This is a genomic window from Saccharopolyspora sp. NPDC002578 (assembly GCF_053592695.1).
The window spans coordinates 34344-49961 of record NZ_JBSFWJ010000028.1 but is presented as its reverse complement, the minus strand read 5'-3'; the positions used below and the strand labels follow the sequence as shown (position 1 = coordinate 49961).

The 15618-nt window shown below is 72.5% G+C and carries 15 protein-coding genes; 10 read left to right on the top strand and 5 right to left on the bottom strand.

Going from position 1 to position 15618, the window contains the following annotated elements:
- Nucleotides 1–105 precede the first annotated feature (105 nt).
- The 5 genes from ACWD38_RS15560 to ACWD38_RS15540 all read left to right on the top strand — a co-directional run bounded on the left by ACWD38_RS15560 (nucleotide 106) and on the right by ACWD38_RS15540 (nucleotide 6127).
- Nucleotides 106–1365: a sarcosine oxidase subunit beta family protein gene (locus ACWD38_RS15560; protein ID WP_450124305.1), complete on the top strand. Its 1260-nt coding sequence runs from the start codon at nucleotides 106–108 to the stop codon at nucleotides 1363–1365.
- A gap of 12 nt (nucleotides 1366–1377) precedes the next feature.
- Nucleotides 1378–1620, top strand: a complete 243-nt coding sequence (locus ACWD38_RS15555; protein ID WP_184481028.1) for a sarcosine oxidase subunit delta — start codon at nucleotides 1378–1380, stop codon at nucleotides 1618–1620.
- Nucleotides 1617–4427: a glycine cleavage T C-terminal barrel domain-containing protein gene (locus tag ACWD38_RS15550; protein WP_450124304.1), complete on the top strand. Its 2811-nt coding sequence runs from the start codon at nucleotides 1617–1619 to the stop codon at nucleotides 4425–4427. The genes ACWD38_RS15555 and ACWD38_RS15550 overlap by 4 nt, the downstream gene beginning before the upstream one ends.
- The gene (locus ACWD38_RS15545) at nucleotides 4405–5007 is read left to right on the top strand and encodes a sarcosine oxidase subunit gamma family protein (RefSeq protein WP_184481023.1); all 603 of its coding nucleotides are present in this window, start codon (nucleotides 4405–4407) and stop codon (nucleotides 5005–5007) included. The genes ACWD38_RS15550 and ACWD38_RS15545 overlap by 23 nt, the downstream gene beginning before the upstream one ends.
- 373 nt (nucleotides 5008–5380) lie before the next feature.
- Complete coding sequence (locus ACWD38_RS15540; protein ID WP_450124314.1) at nucleotides 5381–6127, top strand: IclR family transcriptional regulator; 747 nt, start codon at nucleotides 5381–5383, stop codon at nucleotides 6125–6127.
- A 222-nt stretch (nucleotides 6128–6349) separates the two neighbouring features.
- Here the strand turns inward: ACWD38_RS15540 and ACWD38_RS15535 are convergent, their stop codons facing one another.
- Nucleotides 6350–6835, bottom strand: a complete 486-nt coding sequence (locus ACWD38_RS15535; protein WP_184481021.1) for a YkgB family protein — start codon at nucleotides 6833–6835, stop codon at nucleotides 6350–6352.
- A 233-nt stretch (nucleotides 6836–7068) separates the two neighbouring features.
- Here ACWD38_RS15535 and ACWD38_RS15530 point away from each other — a divergent pair, with 233 nt between their 5' ends.
- Nucleotides 7069–7698 carry a TetR/AcrR family transcriptional regulator gene (locus tag ACWD38_RS15530; protein ID WP_343071508.1) on the top strand — a complete coding sequence of 210 codons (630 nt, stop codon included), beginning with the start codon at nucleotides 7069–7071 and terminating at the stop codon, nucleotides 7696–7698.
- Nucleotides 7699–7744: 46 nt separating this feature from the next.
- Here the strand turns inward: ACWD38_RS15530 and ACWD38_RS15525 are convergent, their stop codons facing one another.
- Nucleotides 7745–9316: a Na+/H+ antiporter gene (locus ACWD38_RS15525; protein WP_450124303.1), complete on the bottom strand. Its 1572-nt coding sequence runs from the start codon at nucleotides 9314–9316 to the stop codon at nucleotides 7745–7747.
- Nucleotides 9317–9457: 141 nt separating this feature from the next.
- Complete coding sequence (locus ACWD38_RS15520) at nucleotides 9458–11350, bottom strand: S9 family peptidase (protein WP_450124302.1); 1893 nt, start codon at nucleotides 11348–11350, stop codon at nucleotides 9458–9460.
- A 220-nt stretch (nucleotides 11351–11570) separates the two neighbouring features.
- Between ACWD38_RS15520 and ACWD38_RS15515 the strand changes: the two genes are divergently transcribed.
- Nucleotides 11571–11837 (top strand): UBP-type zinc finger domain-containing protein, encoded by a 267-nt coding sequence (locus ACWD38_RS15515; RefSeq protein WP_450124301.1) that lies wholly within the window; start codon nucleotides 11571–11573, stop codon nucleotides 11835–11837.
- Between the two features lie 7 nt (nucleotides 11838–11844).
- On the opposite strand, the gene ACWD38_RS15510 is transcribed toward ACWD38_RS15515, so the two are convergent.
- Complete coding sequence (locus ACWD38_RS15510) at nucleotides 11845–12990, bottom strand: hypothetical protein (RefSeq protein WP_184481015.1); 1146 nt, start codon at nucleotides 12988–12990, stop codon at nucleotides 11845–11847.
- Between the two features lie 194 nt (nucleotides 12991–13184).
- Between ACWD38_RS15510 and ACWD38_RS15505 the strand changes: the two genes are divergently transcribed.
- From ACWD38_RS15505 to ACWD38_RS15495, 3 genes are read left to right on the top strand one after another with little or no spacing between them, the layout of a single operon-like run.
- Nucleotides 13185–13814, top strand: coding sequence for a DUF4383 domain-containing protein (locus ACWD38_RS15505; protein WP_450124300.1), 630 nt, complete (start codon nucleotides 13185–13187; stop codon nucleotides 13812–13814).
- Nucleotides 13811–14485, top strand: coding sequence for a DUF1990 family protein (locus ACWD38_RS15500; RefSeq protein WP_450124299.1), 675 nt, complete (start codon nucleotides 13811–13813; stop codon nucleotides 14483–14485). The genes ACWD38_RS15505 and ACWD38_RS15500 overlap by 4 nt, the downstream gene beginning before the upstream one ends.
- Nucleotides 14482–15132: a DUF1990 family protein gene (locus ACWD38_RS15495; protein ID WP_184481009.1), complete on the top strand. Its 651-nt coding sequence runs from the start codon at nucleotides 14482–14484 to the stop codon at nucleotides 15130–15132. Before ACWD38_RS15500 ends, ACWD38_RS15495 begins: the two co-directional genes overlap by 4 nt.
- Here ACWD38_RS15495 and ACWD38_RS15490 read toward each other — a convergent pair.
- On the bottom strand, nucleotides 15053–15481 hold the full coding sequence (locus tag ACWD38_RS15490) for a hypothetical protein (RefSeq protein WP_184481007.1): 429 nt from the start codon (nucleotides 15479–15481) through the stop codon (nucleotides 15053–15055). The genes ACWD38_RS15495 and ACWD38_RS15490 overlap by 80 nt on opposite strands.
- Nucleotides 15482–15618 lie beyond the last annotated feature (137 nt).

The window sequence follows — 15618 nt, the reverse complement described above, 5'->3', positions numbered from 1 at the left end:
CTCGATCCGAGCCGACGCGGCCGATCCCGGTTGTCGGCGTGACCGTGCGTGGTTAGCCTCGGCTGCACCAGGACTTCAGGCGTTCCTCGCCCAGTGGGTGATCAGATGCGATCCCGCCATTCCCGCACTCCTGACGGCACCGCGCCGCGCGCCGAGCGGTTGCCTGATCCGCCCGCCCGGCTGTGGCGCTCGGCGGAACCGGGGCGCTCCTACGACGTGGTGATCGTCGGTGCCGGCGGGCACGGGCTGGCGACCGCGTACTACCTCGCCGCAGAGCACGGGATCCGGGACGTGGCGGTGCTGGAACGCGGCTGGCTCGCGGGCGGGAACATGGCCCGCAACACGACGATCATCCGCTCCAACTACCTGCTCGACGAGAGCGCCGCGCTCTACGGGCACGCCCTGGACCTGTGGGAGCGGTGGCCCGCCGAACTGGACTACGACTTCCTGCTAAGCCAGCGCGGAGTGCTCAACCTCGTGCACACCGAACAGGAGGTGCGCGACGCGCGGCGCCGCGCGTTCGCCAACGGCCTCAACGGAATCGACGCGGAGTTCGTCGGTCCCGACGAGGTCGCCGCGCTGTGCCCGATCCTCGACGTGTCCCCGGACCGGCGTTACCCGGTGCTGGGCGCGACGTGGCAGGCGCGCGCGGGCATCGCGAAGCACGACCACGTGGCGTGGGCGCTGGCGACGCGGGCGAGCGAGCTCGGCGTGGACCTGATCGAGCAGTGCGAGGTCACCGGGTTCCGCACCGACGGCGAGCGGGTCACCGGGGTGCGGACCTCGCGCGGGGACATCGCCGCGGGCCGGGTCGGGCTGGCCGCCGCGGGCCGCACCAGCGAGCTCACCGACACCCTCGGCTGGCGGATCCCGGTGCAGAGCCACCCGTTGCAGGCGCTGGTCTCCGAACTGCTGGAGCCGGTGCACCCGTGCGTGGTGATGTCGAACCACGTGCACGTCTACTGCAGCCAGGCGCACAAGGGGGAGCTGGTGCTCGGCGCGGGCATCGACTCCTACAACGGTTACGGGCAGCGCGGCTCGGTGCAGGTGATCGAGCGGCAGCTGGCGGCGGCGCTGGAGCTGTTCCCGATCTTCGCGCGGGCGCACGTGATCCGGACCTGGGCGGGTGTCGTCGACGTCACCCCGGACGCCTCGCCGATCATCGGGCCGACGCCGTTCGAGGGGCTGTACGTCAACTGCGGCTGGGGCACCGGGGGGTTCAAGGCCACGCCGGCCGCGGGCCGGGTGTTCGCGCACACCGTGGCGACCGGCTCGCCGCACCCGCTCGCCGAGCCCTACGGGTGGGAGCGGTTCCGCACCGGCGCGCTCATCGACGAGCACGGCGCCGCCGCCGTCGCGCACTGATCGGAGGGTGTGATGTTGCTGATCCCCTGTCCCTGGTGCGGGAACCGGGACGAGGTCGAGTTCCGCTACGGCGGGCAGGCACAGGTCCCGTACCCGGTGGACCCGACCTCGCTGGACGACGCGGCCTGGGCGGATTACCTGTTCGTGCGGGACAACCACTGCGGCAGCTACGCGGAGCGGTGGGTGCACGCGGACGGCTGCCGCCGCTGGTTCGACGTCGTCCGCGACACCGCCACGAACGAGTTCGCGCCGTGACCCGGCTGCCCTCCGGCGGGCGCATCGACCGCGGCCGGACCGTCGAGTGCGAGGTGGACGGCGTGCCGTTGCGCGGACATCCGGGCGACACGCTGGCCTCGGCCTTGCTGGCCGCCGGGCGCCTGGAGGTGGCGCCGTCGGTGTACCTGGGCCGCCCGCGCGGTGTCCTCACGGCGGATCCGGGTGAGCCGAACGCGCTGGTGCAGGTGCTCGACGACCCGGAGCCGATGGTCCCCGCGACCGAGGTCGAACTGCGCGACGGGCTGGCCGCGCTGAGCCTCTCCGGCGTGGGCCGCGCCGATCCGGGCGGTGCGGCGCGCTGCGAGAAGCGCTACCGGCACGCGGACGTGGTGGTGATCGGGGCGGGGCCCGCCGGGATCGCGGCGGCGCTGGCCGCCGGGCGGAGCGGCGCCCGGGTGTACCTGGTGGAACGACACCGCGAGCTCGGCGGCGCGCTGCTGGACGGCGACGAGCGGATCGACGGGGTGCCGGGCGCGGAGTGGGTCGCGCGCGCGGCCTGCGAGCTCGCCGCGCGACCGGAGACCCGGGTGCTGACCCGCGCGACGGTCACCGGGCACTACGACCACGGATACCTGCTTGTCGCAGAGCACTCCGCGCCGGAGCAGCGGCCGCCGTGGCAGCGGTTGTGGCACCTGCGCGCCCGGCGGGTGGTGCTGGCCACCGGCGCCCGCGAGCGGCCCGTCGCGTTCCCCGGCAACGATCGCCCCGGCGTCCTGCTCGCCGGGGCGGTGCGCCGCTACCTGCGGCGGTTCGCGGTGCTGCCGGGCGAGCGCGCCGTGGTGGGCACGACCGGGGACAGCGCTTACGCGACGGCGCTGGACCTGGTGGCGGCGGGCGCGTCGGTCCCGCTGCTGGTCGACGCCCGCCCCGAGCCGCCCGCGGCGCTGCTGGCCCGGGCTCGGGACGCGGGAGTTCCGGTGCGGACGGGTGCGGCGGTGATCGGCACCTCCGGCGAGCGGTGGGTCTCCGCGGCGCGGGTGTCCGCCCTCGACGACCGGGGGCGGCCGGTGGGGCCGGTGGACGTGCCGGAGTGCGATCTGGTCGCGGTCGGCGGCGGGTGGAATCCGGCGGTGGAGCTGAGTCGCGATCCGCTGGTCTGGGACGCCGAGATCGCCGCGTTCGCGCCGGACGGGGATGCGGCGGTGGGCGCGGCGCGCGGTTCCTTCGGGCTGCGGGACTGCCTGGCGCAGGGGTTCGCGGCCGGTGCCGCCGCGGCCGCCGCGACCGGTTTCCCCGTCGTGGCGCCCCCGATCCCGCCGGTCGACGCCGATCCGGCGCCGGCCCGCGTTCGTCCACTGTGGATGATTCAGGGCGATGAGGAGTCGAGTTTCGTCGACCTGCAAAGGGATGTGACCGTCGCCGACGTCCGCCGCGCCGTCGACGCGGGGCTGCGCTCACCGGAGCACGTCAAGCGCTACACGACCCTCGGAACCGGCAGCGACCAGGGCGCCACCTCGAACGTGCTCGGCCTGGGCGTGCTCGCCACCCTGCTCGGCATCGAGCCGGGCGACCTGGGCACCACGGCGTCCCGCCCGCCGGTCCGGCCGATGCGCTTCGAGCTGCTGGCCGGGCGGGATCGCGGTGCGCTGCACGACCCGGTGCGCACCACCCCGATGCACGACTGGCACGTGCGGGCGGGCGCGGTGTTCGAGGACGTCGGGCAGTGGAAGCGCGCCCGCCACTACCTGCGGCCGGGCGAGGACATGGCGGCCGCGGTGCTGCGGGAGTGCACCGCCGCCCGCACCGGAGTGGCCATGATGGACGCGACCACCCTCGGCAAGATCGACGTGATCGGGCCGGACGCGGGGGAGTTCCTCAACCGCGTCTACACCAACGGATTCGCGAAGCTCACCGTCGGCAAGGCCCGCTACGGCATGATGTGCACCGCCGACGGCATGGTCTTCGACGACGGCGTCACCATGCGGCTGGCGCCCGAGCACTACCTGATGAGCACCACCACCGGCAACGCGGCGGCCGTGCTGGACCGGCTGGAGGAGTGGCTGCAGACGGAGTGGCCGCAGCTGTCGGTGCACTGCACCTCGGTGACCGAGCAGTGGGCCACGATCGCCGTCGCCGGGCCGGATTCCCGCACTGTCCTGGCGCGGGTGGCGCCGGAGCTGGACGTCTCGGCGGCCGGGTTCGGCTTCATGGAGTTCCGCGACGCGGTGCTGCGCAACGGGATTCCCGCGCGGATCAGCCGCATCTCGTTCTCCGGGGAGCTCGCCTTCGAGATCAACGTGGCGTCCTGGTACGGGCAGGCGGCGTGGGACGCGGTGTTCGCCGACGGCGCCGACCTCGGCATCACGCCCTACGGCACCGAGGCGATGCACGTGCTGCGCGCGGAGAAGGGCTTCGTGATCGTCGGGCAGGACACCGACGGCACGGTGACGCCGCTGGACCTGGGCATGGACTGGGTGGTCTCGAAGCGCAAGAGCTTCATCGGCGACCGCTCCTTCGCCCGCCCCGACACCGCCCGTTCGGATCGCAAGCAGCTGGTCGGGCTGCTGCCGGTGGACCGGGACGCGCTGCTGCCGGAGGGCGCGCAGCTCGTCGAGCCCGACGCGACGCGGACCCCGCCGGTGCCGATGCTGGGGCACGTGACCTCCAGCTACCGCAGCGCGGCGCTGGGCCGCACGTTCGCGCTGGCGCTGGTCCGCGACGGCAGGCGCCGCGTCGGCGAGGTGCTGCACGCGCCCATCGGCGGCGCCGACCTCGCCGCCGAGGTCACCGATCCCGTCTTCTACGACCCGGAAGGAGCCCGCCGTGACGGTCACCAGCCCCGCTGAACCGGGAACCACCGGGGCGGCCACCGCGGACCTGCGCCGCAGCCCGTTGGCGGCCCGCGCCGCCGAGCTCGCGGAGCACAGCGCCCGCAGCGGCGTGCTGCTCGCGGAGGAGCCGTTCCTGACCCAGGTGAACCTGCGCGCCGCGCCGGACGCGCTGGACCGGCTCGGCGGGGCCGTCGGAATTCCCCTGCCGCGCGGCGTGAACGAGGTGCGCGGCACCCCGGAACGGGCCGCGCTCGGGCTCGGTCCGGACGAATGGCTGATCATCGCCCCGGACGGCGCGGCAGGCGGCGTCATCGACGGCCTCGTGGCCGCCGGAGCCGGTTCGGCGGTGGACGTGTCGGCGAACCGCACCACCGTGCGGCTCGCCGGGCCCCGCGCGCGGGACGTGCTGGAGCAGGTGTGCTCGCTGGACCTGCACCCGCGCGCGTTCGCGGCGGGCGGCTGCGCGCAGACGCTCGTCGGCCGCACCCAGGCCGTGCTCTGGCAGCTCACCCCGGAACCCGGCTACCGCCTGCTGGTGCGCGGCTCCTTCGCCGGATACCTGGCGGACCTCCTGATCGACGCGCTCCCGAGCTGATCTCCCGCCTGCCGGAGTCCGCCCCCGCCGCGGTGGCGCGGAGGGCCGGTACTGCGCAGGTGCTTCCGAGTACCGGCCGCGCGATCGAAATGGAATGCGACTTCGCGAGAATTCGCGGCGACGCTGATTTCCGGCGTCGGGAATCGGGTTGAAATCCCAGCGCACCGGGATGTTCGCGCGGGTGAACCCGCGCGTTGCGGCGGTCGGCCGTGCGGGATTTTCGCAGGTGGAAGGCGTGCGCCGACACCCGTCCGATTGTTGCGCAATCAGCAACTCGGTGTAGGGTTCGAGAGGAAAATTCCCCGCAACGGATACGGTTGAACCCGTGGTCAACGCAGGACGATCTCCCAACGGTGAACGGTCCGGCGCACTAGTGCAGTCGGTGGACCGGGCGGTGAGCGTGCTGGAACTGCTGGCACGCCACGGCGAAGCAGGAATCACCGAAATCGCCGTCGAGCTCGGCGTGCACAAGTCCACCGCCTCCCGCTTGGTCAGCGTGCTCGTCTCGCGCGGCCTCGTCGAGCAGCTCGGGGAGCGCGGCAAGTACGTCATCGGCTTCGGCGTGGTCCGGCTCGCCGGTGCCGCCACCGACCGGATGGACCTCTCCCGGCTCGGCCGCCCGTTCTGCGAGTCGCTCGCGGGCGACCTCGGCGAGACGGTGAACATCGCGGTCCGCGACGACGACGTGGCCATCAACATCAGCCAGGCCCGCGGCACCGCCTCCGTGACCGCGCACAACTGGGTCGGCCAGCGCACCCCGCTGCACGCGACCTCCAGCGGCAAAGTGCTGCTGGCGCACGCGCCCGTCGACGACCAGGACGTGCTGCTCGACGGCGACCTCGCGCAGTACACCCCGCGCACCGTCACCGACGCGGCCGAGCTGCGCGGCGGATTCCAGCTCATCGTGCGCGACGGCTACGCCACCAGCTACGAAGAACTGGAACTGGGCCTGAACGCGGCAGCGGTCGCCGTGCACCGCCACGACGGCGAAGTGGTCGCCGCCCTCAGCGCCTCCGGCCCCTCGTACCGCTTCTCCCGCAAGCGCATGCGCGAAGTCGTCGGAGCCATGAAGGTCGCGGCCAAGGAACTATCAGGCCAACTCGGCTTCCTGGAGGAATGAGCTTTATACGGCTCGTTTTGCTCGTGTGGTCGGGTGGCGGAACCTCAGGCGGTCTGTCGCTGCGGGATCTTTTTCCCAAGTGGCTCCGCCACGAGGGAAAAAGCCGTCCTCGCGACAGACCGCCTGAGAACCCGCGGGTGGTCGGCTTTTGGACGTGGGCTATGTGCTTCGCACATACAGGCACGGCCTTCGGCCGCAAAGCGGGCTTGGTGCTCGGTGGGGTCAGTGGTGGGTTGCTCGGGTGGCTTCGCCGAAGGTCCACAGTGATGCGCCTAGTAGTACTACGTCCTTGAGCAGGAACTGGCCGACGTCGGCTGACAGGAACGGGAATCCGCCGGTTGCCGAAGCGGGTGTGGTGAGCAGGAAGCTCAGCGTTCCCAGGAAGAGCAGTGCGGCCAGGGCGCTGCCCGCCGCGGACGCCCTGGGCCACAGCGGCCGGGTCGCTATGAGCAGCGCCGTTCCCACTTCCACCACTCCCAGCGCCCCGGCGAACGTTCGGACGCCGACGATCTCGTAGAGCCAGGCCATGAGCGGGTGGTGCGCGACGAGCGGGACGATCGCCTCCGCCTCGTAGGCGGTGAACTTCAGCGCCCCGATCCAGCCCACCACGAGCACGAGGCCGTACCTCGCGACCGCTTCCCCGGCCGTCACCGCGAATTCCGCCGCGCCGGTGAAGCGTCCCGGCCGGGCGGTCTGTGATTCGATCATGGTTCACGCCTCCTTGAGCTGGAGCAGCAGGCCGAGGGTGTTCGCCCCGAAGGCGGCCTCGTCGTTCGCGTGGAACTGGCGCATGACTGCGGCGATGTCTGCCACGACGCTTCCCCTCGTCCGGTTCGAATGAGCCAAGAATGTACCAAGCGATACATTTTTACAAGGGAAAGTGTTCCCTAGTGGGGATGAGGTAGACTCAAGTGTACCGTTCGGTACAAAGAGAGGATCGCGTGGTCGACGAAGCACGCGCATCGGCCAAGCCGAAGCGCCTCACCGCGAAGGGCGCCGCGACCCGCGAGCGCATCGTCCGCTCCGCCGCGGAGCTGATGCACGAGCAGGGCGTCGAGAGCACGAGCCTCGACGACGTCATCGCGGTCAGCGGAACCGGCAGGTCGCAGCTCTACCACTACTTCGCGGACAAGTCCGAGATCGTCGACGCCGTCGTGGAGTTCCAGATCGGGCAGGTGCTCGGCGCGCAGGAGCACCTGCTGCGCAACGCGACCTCCATGAGCGGCCTGGACCGGTGGCGCGACGCCATCGTCACCGCCACCCGCAGCCGCAAGGGGTCCCACGGGTGCCCCATCGGCTCGCTGTCCAGCGCGCTGTCCGACTCCTCCGAGACCGCCCGGCTGGCGATCGCGCGGGGATTCGACCGCTGGGAGGGCGAACTGCACGCCGGCCTGCGGCACATGCGGCAGACCGGCGAACTGGCGCAGGAGGCGGATCCGGCGGCCCTGGCCACCGGCCTGCTCGCCGCGCTCCAGGGCGGCTACCTGCTGGCCCAGGCGCGGCGGGACGCGAGCAGCATGCAGATCGCGCTCGACACCGCCCTCGACCACATCCGGTCGTTCACCCGCTGAGCTCGCAGCATCCGGCGGGAGCGTCGATCAGTCCCGCGAGCCGTCGTCACTCGCGCTGCAACATCATGTCTTCGAGGTCGAGTTCGTGGAGGACTCGGCGCAGCACCTCGTCGTCGATGCGGCCTTCGTCGCGGAAGCGCACGAACACGTCGCGTTCCGCGGCGAGCATCTCCGCGCGCAGCCTGCGGTAGGCGGCGCTGGGGCTCTCGCCGACCTCCGCGTCGGAGCGGCCGAGCCGTTCCCAGGCCCGGTTGCTGCGGCGTTCCGCGGCGCGGCGCAGGTGTTCGGTCACCTCCTCCGGCGGCTCCTCGTCCTCGGACAGCTCCTCCAGCCTGCGCCGCGCCGCGAGGGCCGCGTTGTGCGCGGCCTCCGCTTCGGCGAGCGCGTCCGTGTAGTTCTCCTGGCCGCGGACCCCGAGCGTCCGGATCACCCAGGGCAGCGTGGCCCCGTGCAGCAGCAGCGTCCCCAGCGTCACGAAGAACGCCAGGAACAGCACTTGGGGCCGCTGCGGGAACATCGCGCCGGACGAGGTGAACTGCGGGATCGCCGCCGCCGCGGCCAGCGACACCACGCCGCGCATCCCGGCCCAGGACACGACGGCGCCGTAGCGCCACGGCGGGGCGCTGCCGCGGCGCAGCAGCAGTTCCGGCAGCTGCATCGTGGTGAACACCCACAGCGCGCGCACCAGCACGACCGTCGCGGTCAGCGCGAGCCCGACCAGCACCAGCGGGCCCAGCTGCCCCGCCACGCCCTCGGTGACGCCGCGCAGCTGCAACCCGATCAGCGCGAACACCAGCGCCTCCAGCAGCGTGTCGGCCGCCAGCCACACCGCCCGGTCCTGCAACCGCACCGAGGCGCTGCCCGTCGGCGAGCGCTGCCCCAGGTAGAGACCGGCGACGACCACGGCGAGCACCCCGGACGCCCCGATCTCCTCCGCCAGCAGGTACGCCGCGAACGGCACCAGCAGGCCCGCCGCGCTCTCCAGCACCCCGTCCGAGAGCGCCTGCCGAACCCGGTGCACCACCCAGCCCACCGCGAAACCCACGACGAGCCCGCCGACCGCGGCCAGCAGGAACACGCCCACGCCCGCCGGCAGCGAGTACCCCGTCCCGATCACGGTGGCCACGGCGACCCGGTAGGCGGTGAGCGCCGTCGCGTCGTTGACGAGGCTTTCGCCGCTGAGCACCGTCATCACCTTGCGCGGCAACCCGAGCCTGCGGCCGATGGACGTCGCCGCGACCGCGTCCGGCGGCGCCACCACCGCCCCCAGCACGAGCGCGGCGCCCAGCGGCATCGCGGGCACCAGCCACCACGCCACCAGTCCGGTGACCACCGTCGTGACGAGCACGGCGCCCAGCGCCAGCGAGCCGATGGGGCGGGCGTTGGCGCGGAATCCGTGCGTGGAGCTGGTCAGCGCCGCCGAGTACAGCAGCGGCGGCAGCACCAGGACGAGGATCAGCTCCGGGTTGATCGAGTAGTCCGGCACGCCGGGCACGAACGACAGCGCGAGCCCGGCCAGCACCAGCACCAGCGGTTCGGACAGGCCCCACCTGCGGGCGAGGGCGGTGATCGCCAGCGCTACCGCCAGCAGCACCATCAGATCCGGGAACAGGTGCATGCGTCTCCGTCCTCCCAGCGGCTGCGCTCCGCCGGAAGTCTAGGGACGCGGGAGCACTGCTGCGCCTCGCCGACCCGCTGCGCCACGAACGCCTCCGGCGGACTCGCGCAGCGGGTCGGCGGCGGGACGCGCCCGCGCTCGTCAGAGGTGTTCGGCGAAGTGCCGTTCGATCGCGCGGTACAGGCGGATCTGGTTCTCCGGATTGGCGAAGCCGTGGCCCTCGTCCTCGGCGACGAGGTATTCGACGGGGACCCCGCGGGCCCGCAGCGACTCGACGATGTTGTCGGACTCCTCCTGGACCACGCGGACGTCGTTGGCGCCTTGGGCGACCAGCAGCGGCGTGCGGATCCGGTCGACCATCGTGATCGGGGAGCGGGCCAGCATGTCCGCTTCCTGCGCGGGGTCCGCCGGATCGCCGACGTAGCGGTACCAGTTGTTGGCCATGTGCGGCCGGACGAACGGCGGCAGGGTCCGCATGAAGTTCGCCAGGTCCGAGATGCCCACGTAGTCCACGGCGGCGGCGAAGCGGTCGGGGGTGACGGTGACGCCGACGAGCGCCGCGTAGCCGCCGTAGGAACCGCCGTAGATGCCGACGCGGTCGCGGTCGGCGTAGCCCTGCTCCACCGCCCAGTCGGCGGCGTCGATCAGGTCGTCGTGCATCTTCCCCGCGAGCTCGCCGATCGCGCTGGTGAGGTGGCGCTTGCCGTAGCCGGTGGAGCCGCGGAAGTTGACCTGCAGCACCGCGTAGCCGCGGTTGGCCAGGAACTGAACCGACGGGTCGTAGCTCCACGTGTCGTGGGCCCACGGGCCGCCGTGCACGAGCAGCACCAGCGGCAGCCGCTCGGGTTCGACGCCGACCGGCAGCGTCAGGAACCCGTGCAGCGGCAGCCCGTCGCGGGCCGGGAAGCGGACCGGCGTCATCGGGGCCAGCTCGGCCGGATCGAGCTCCGGGTACGGGCGGAACAGCAGCCTGCTCTGCCCGGTGCCGTGGTCGTAGAACCAGGTCGCGCCGGGTTCGCGGTCGTGGCTGAAGGAGACGACCCAGCGCTGCTCCGACTCGTCCGAGGACACCGAGCTCAGCACGCCGTCGGAGAGCTCGGACAGCGCGGCGTGCACCTCCGCGAAGTGCGGGTCCAGGACTTCGATGATCGGCCGGTCGCCGACGAAGCGGGCCGCGATGACCTCCCCGGTCCGCTTGCTGGTGAACACGGTCGGCGGCAGCCCGGCGCTGATCGGTCCCAAGGTGCACAGGCTGTGGCCGTCCACGGCCGCGACGACGGTCTCCTCGCCGGTCGTCCGGTCGATGCGCACGAGCCGGAGGTCGTCGGAGTCCTGGTAGACGCCCACGAGCAGGCCCTGCCCGTCGGGCGTCACCAGCTGCGGGTGCACGCCCACCGGGTGCTCCGGACCGCCCAGGCGGCGCAGGAAGCGCAGGTCGCCGGTGGCGGGGTCGACGGCGTGGAACTCGTGGGTCCCGTCGTCGGCCACCGTCGAGTAGAAGGCGGGCCGCGCGTCGCGGTCGACGAGGTAGCCGCCCCGCGGATCGGACTGCTCCACCAGCGTCGTCGTCTCGCCGGTGGCGACGTCGATCCGGAACAGGTCGAAGTACAACGGCCGCCGGTTCATCGAGACGAGCACGCTGCCGGGGGCGGACTTCATCGGCTCCACGCCGAGCATCCGCGATCCCGGCGGCAACGGGGTCAGGTCGACCGCGGGTTCGCCGGGCGCGTCGAGGTCCACGCGGTAGAGGTGCCAGTCCTCGTTGCCGTCGGTGTCCTGCTCGTAGAGCAGCCAGCGCGGGTCGTCGGTCCAGTGGTAGGCGTGGATGCCGCGCCGGGTGTCGTGCGTGACGCAGACCGCGTCCTCGTGCTGCTCGTCGATGCCCCGGATCCACACGTTGATCCGCCCGTGCGCCGGCGCCAGGTAGGCGAGCCGCGTGCCGTCCGGCGAGATCGACGCCCCGGCGAACGAGGGGTCCGCGAAGAACTCCTCGGCCTCGATGCGCCTCGGCGGGGCGCCCAGCTGCGTGGTCATGCGGTGCTCCGATCGGTCTGCCCGGCCGGGGGAGTGGCGCCCCGGCGGGGTCGGGTGGTCTGTCGAAGCCGACGAAACACCCGGCCGTCGCGGCATGCTCAAGGCTGCGCGGGCGTGTTCCCGGTCATAGCGGGGCGCGCGTCCGCCGGGCTCGCCACGGGGCGCGTCGGGGCGGGACAATTCCCGCAGGAGTTCCGGCGACGAGCGCGGGAGGTGGCCGGTGGCCGCATGCGAGCACTTGGAGCGGGCGACGGGACGCGAACCCGAACCGGGTTCCCGGACGGCGTGCGAGGACTGCGCGCGACTGGGGCTGGACGTGTGGGCGCATCTGCGGCTGTGCACCGAATGCGGGCACGTCGGCTGCTGCGACTCCAGCCCGAGGCGGCACGCGACGGCCCACTTCCACGACTCCGGCCACCCGGTGATCCGCTCGTTCGAACCGGGCGAGTCGTGGTCTTGGTGCTACCGGGACGAACGCCTCGGCTGAGGGGTCCTCAGGGCGAGATCGTGGCGTCGTCGGGGTGGCCGAACCTGCCGTAGCGGCGTCGGATGGCGTCGGCGAAGTCCTGCTGGCCCGCGCCGTCGAACAGGGCCGCCAGGCGGGTGGCGAGCTGGGTGCGGTCGGTGTCCTCGGATTCCGGGCTGAGCTTGTCGATCAGTCCGTGCACGTGGTCGATGGCGCTGTGCTCGGCGTCCTCGGGCAGGCCTGCGGCGGAACCGGCGGAGAGCTGCCCGTAGGAGAAGAACTGGCCGGAGTCCAAGGTGCCGCTGAACGACAACGAGTCGCGCTGGAACGGCAGCCCGTCGCGGAACGGGGCCTGCCGGGACGAGGGCACCAGGTGCCGGAACTGCTCGGCGATCTCGGTGCCGTTGGCCGCCGCCGACAACTGGGCGAGGGTGCCGATGAGCTCGGCGGCGCGTTCCACGTCGTTCTCGTTGCGCGCCAGCCACCACACGATGGCGCTGCCGGTGTCGCGCAGCACTTCGTCACCGAGGTAGGCGCGCTTGCTGCGCTCGTGGTCGCGTTCCCGGTGCCACAGCTGCTCGTCCTTGCGGACCTCGGCGAGCCGCCGCAGCCGGTCGGTGTCGTCCTCGGGCAGCGTCAGCGTCACCTCCGCGGCCCAGGTCTCCACGTGCCCGTGCTGGTCGCGCTGCACCGCGCCGAGCGCGCCCGCCAGCTTGTGCGCCACCACGTCGGCCCCGCCGGGATGTTCGACGGAGGTGATCTCGCGGGCGCGGGTCAGCAGGGTGTCGACGGCCAGCCCGGCCGGGTTCTCGTGCGCCACGCCGACCGCGTCGACCGGGCGCCGCCACCACACCGTCGCGCCGAACACGAACCGGTAGTCGTCCTCGGAGCTGGGCAGCGCGACGTCCCGCACGAGCCGCTGCCGGGGCGGTTCCGGCTCGGGCTCCGCGGGTGCGGCGGGCCGTTGCTGCTGCACGACCAGCGCCTCCCGCAGCTCCTGCTGCCGGTGCAGCTGGACCAGCCGCCGCGCGTAGGCGCCGACGCAGGCGAGCAGCCCGGCGGCGATCAGCAGCCAGGCCCACAGCGGCCAGCGCAGCGCCAGGACGAGCACGGCGGGCACCAGCGCGGAACCGGCGGCGAGCGCGGCCAGCAAGATCTTGTTGTCGCGGCTCATCGTCCGGCCACTCCGCATCGGTCGCTGTCACGGCGCCGACCACTGTATGGCGGGTGATCATCGCTGCGGTACCCGGCGTCCGGGCGATGCGCGGAGCCCGGTGTAACCGGTTCGGATACCGGGTAGCCGCAGAGCATAATCACGGGTTCCGGGGGTGGGTGATGAGACGCGGGAGAACGGTTCAACCGCATCCGGTGCACACGGTTCACCGGATCGGCGCGGTGCTGCTGGGACTGGGGTTGTGGGTGTTCGGCATCCTCGGGCTGGCTCGCGGGCTGGAGTTCTTCTCCACCCGGGGGCACGTGGTGCTGGGGTTGTCCAGCAACGGGCTGCTGTCGGTGATCTCCCTGGTGGCCGGCGCGGTGCTGATCGGGTGCGCGGCGTGGGGCGGCAGGCAGGCGTCCACGGTGACCACGTTCGTGGGGGCGTTGTTCCTGCTGTCCGGGCTGGTGCACTTGGCGATCCTGAACTCGCCGCTGAACCTGCTGGCGTTCCGGATGCCGAACGTGCTGTTCAGCCTCGTGGTCGGGCTGATCTTGCTGTGCACCGGCCTGTACGGGCGGTTGTCGGGCGGGTTGCCGCCGGACAACCCGTACCGGCGGGAGCATCCGATGCGCACCCGCCGCCCCGACCCGGAGGAGCAGCTCGAAGACGAGCGGAAACCGGTGGAGACCGAGGAGCAGCAGTACCGGGATGCGGAGATCGCGATGGGCGAGGGCCACCCCACTCCGGAGCAGACCCAGCTCGTGATGCGAGACCAGGCGCGGCGCCGCGCGGTGGAGCGGGCGCGCGCCCGTCGCCGCACCGAGGGAAGGCACGTGTGATCCTCCCGTGGCTGTGGCGCTGGCCGCCGGGACTGCTGCTGGCCGTGCTGCGCGAGCTCACCAGCGACGTCCCGGTGCACCTCGTGGAGTGCGCCGAAGAGGTCCACCCGCCGGAGCCGCCGAGCCCGGCGACGGACCTGCAGCTGCCGGAGGACGGTTGCGGCCCGCTGTTCCACCGCCGCTACTCCGCCGACATCGATCTGCACCTGCGCGGTGCGGAGGAGGTGATGGCGCTGTTCGTCGCCGCCCCGGACCGGATGGTGCCGGGCGAGGTGGCGGTCTTCGACCCGGAGGCCGATCACGTGGATCTGCGTCCGGGCGACGACCTGGTGGTGCGGATGCCCGGCCCGTGGAACGGCCCGGTCCGGGTGCTGGACGTGACGCCGACGTCGTTCCGGCTGGCCACCCGGCGGGGTCACCTGGAGGCCGGGCAGATCGAGTTCCGCGCCGCCGATCGCGGGATGCGGCTGCTGTTCGAGATCGAGTCCTGGGCGCGCAGCAGCGGCTGGGCGGCGGACCTGCTCTACGACCGCCTGCACTTGTCGCGGAAGATCCAGTCGTACATGTGGGTGCGGTGCTGCGTCCGGGTCTGCGCCGCGTCCGGTGGCCGGTTGCGCAACGGTGTGGAGATCTACACCGGCCGGGGCGAACCGGCCGGGGAGCGGAGGTGAGCGTGACCGGTCTGCGGTGCGACGACGACCCGCACTTGAGCCGGGAACTCGAACGGCTGCGGACGTTGCCGGTCAACTTCGACGTGCACGCCGTCGATCCGGAGCAGCCCGGTCCGAAGTGGAAGGTGGACGACTTCCGGCAGCCGTTGCCGGGGGAGCCGCCGGGGCCGCCGTTGTCGGGCGGGCCTTGGGAGCGGGCGTGCGCCCTGGCGCGGGACTACAAGTTCGCCGATCCGACCGTGGTGCGCCGCGCCTGCCGTTCCTCGGACGACCTGGTGGGCTCGGAACTGCTGTTGGAGACCGATTTCCACGGGCTCGTGTTCATGCTGCCGTGCCGGGTCGGGTCGGTCACCGACACGACGCGCGACGGGGAGCGGGTGTGGGGGTGGAACTACCGCACGCTGCGGGGGCATCTGGAGCAGGGGCAGATGGACTTCCTGGTGCGCAAGGATCTCGTCAGCGGCGACGTGGAGTTCCGCGTGCACGCGTTCTCCCGAGCGGCCTCGATCCCGAATCCGGTGGTGCGCTTGGGTTTCGCGCTGTTCGGCCGGAGCACCCAGCTGCGGTTCATCCGGAGCGCGTGCCGCCGGATGGCCGAGTTGACGGAGCCAGTAGCTCGGCGAGGCGGTCGCACTCCGCCACCGTGACGGTCACGGCCGGATGCCGCAGCAGGCCCAGCGGTTCGATGCCGGGCATCGGGTCGGCGAACCGGACGCACAGGCCGCGTTCTCCGTTGGTGGCGCAGGTCAGCCCGCCGTCGGTCGCCGACATGCGCGCGGGCCCGGCCGTGGTCAGCAGGCAGTACGGGCCGGTGATGGCGGTGCCGATGATGTTCGACCGCCCGGTGCGCAGGCACCACGGCCCGAACCGCACGGTGAACTCGCTGCCGCTGACCCGCACCCACGTGGTCGGCGGCGCGACGCCGAACGGCAACCCCAGCACCCGGTGCGCCCGCCCGAACCGGAACGGGAACACCTCCACGACATCCGACCCCATGCCCCCGGCTACCCAGGAACGACACCAACCGCACCTGGATCTCCCCAAGGTGAGCGGAGTCCTGAGCCCGCAGTCGCCCCGGCGAATTCGTGGGTGTTTGCCCTGCCAGCGGCCGAAGGCCGTGCCTGGCGGCCGAA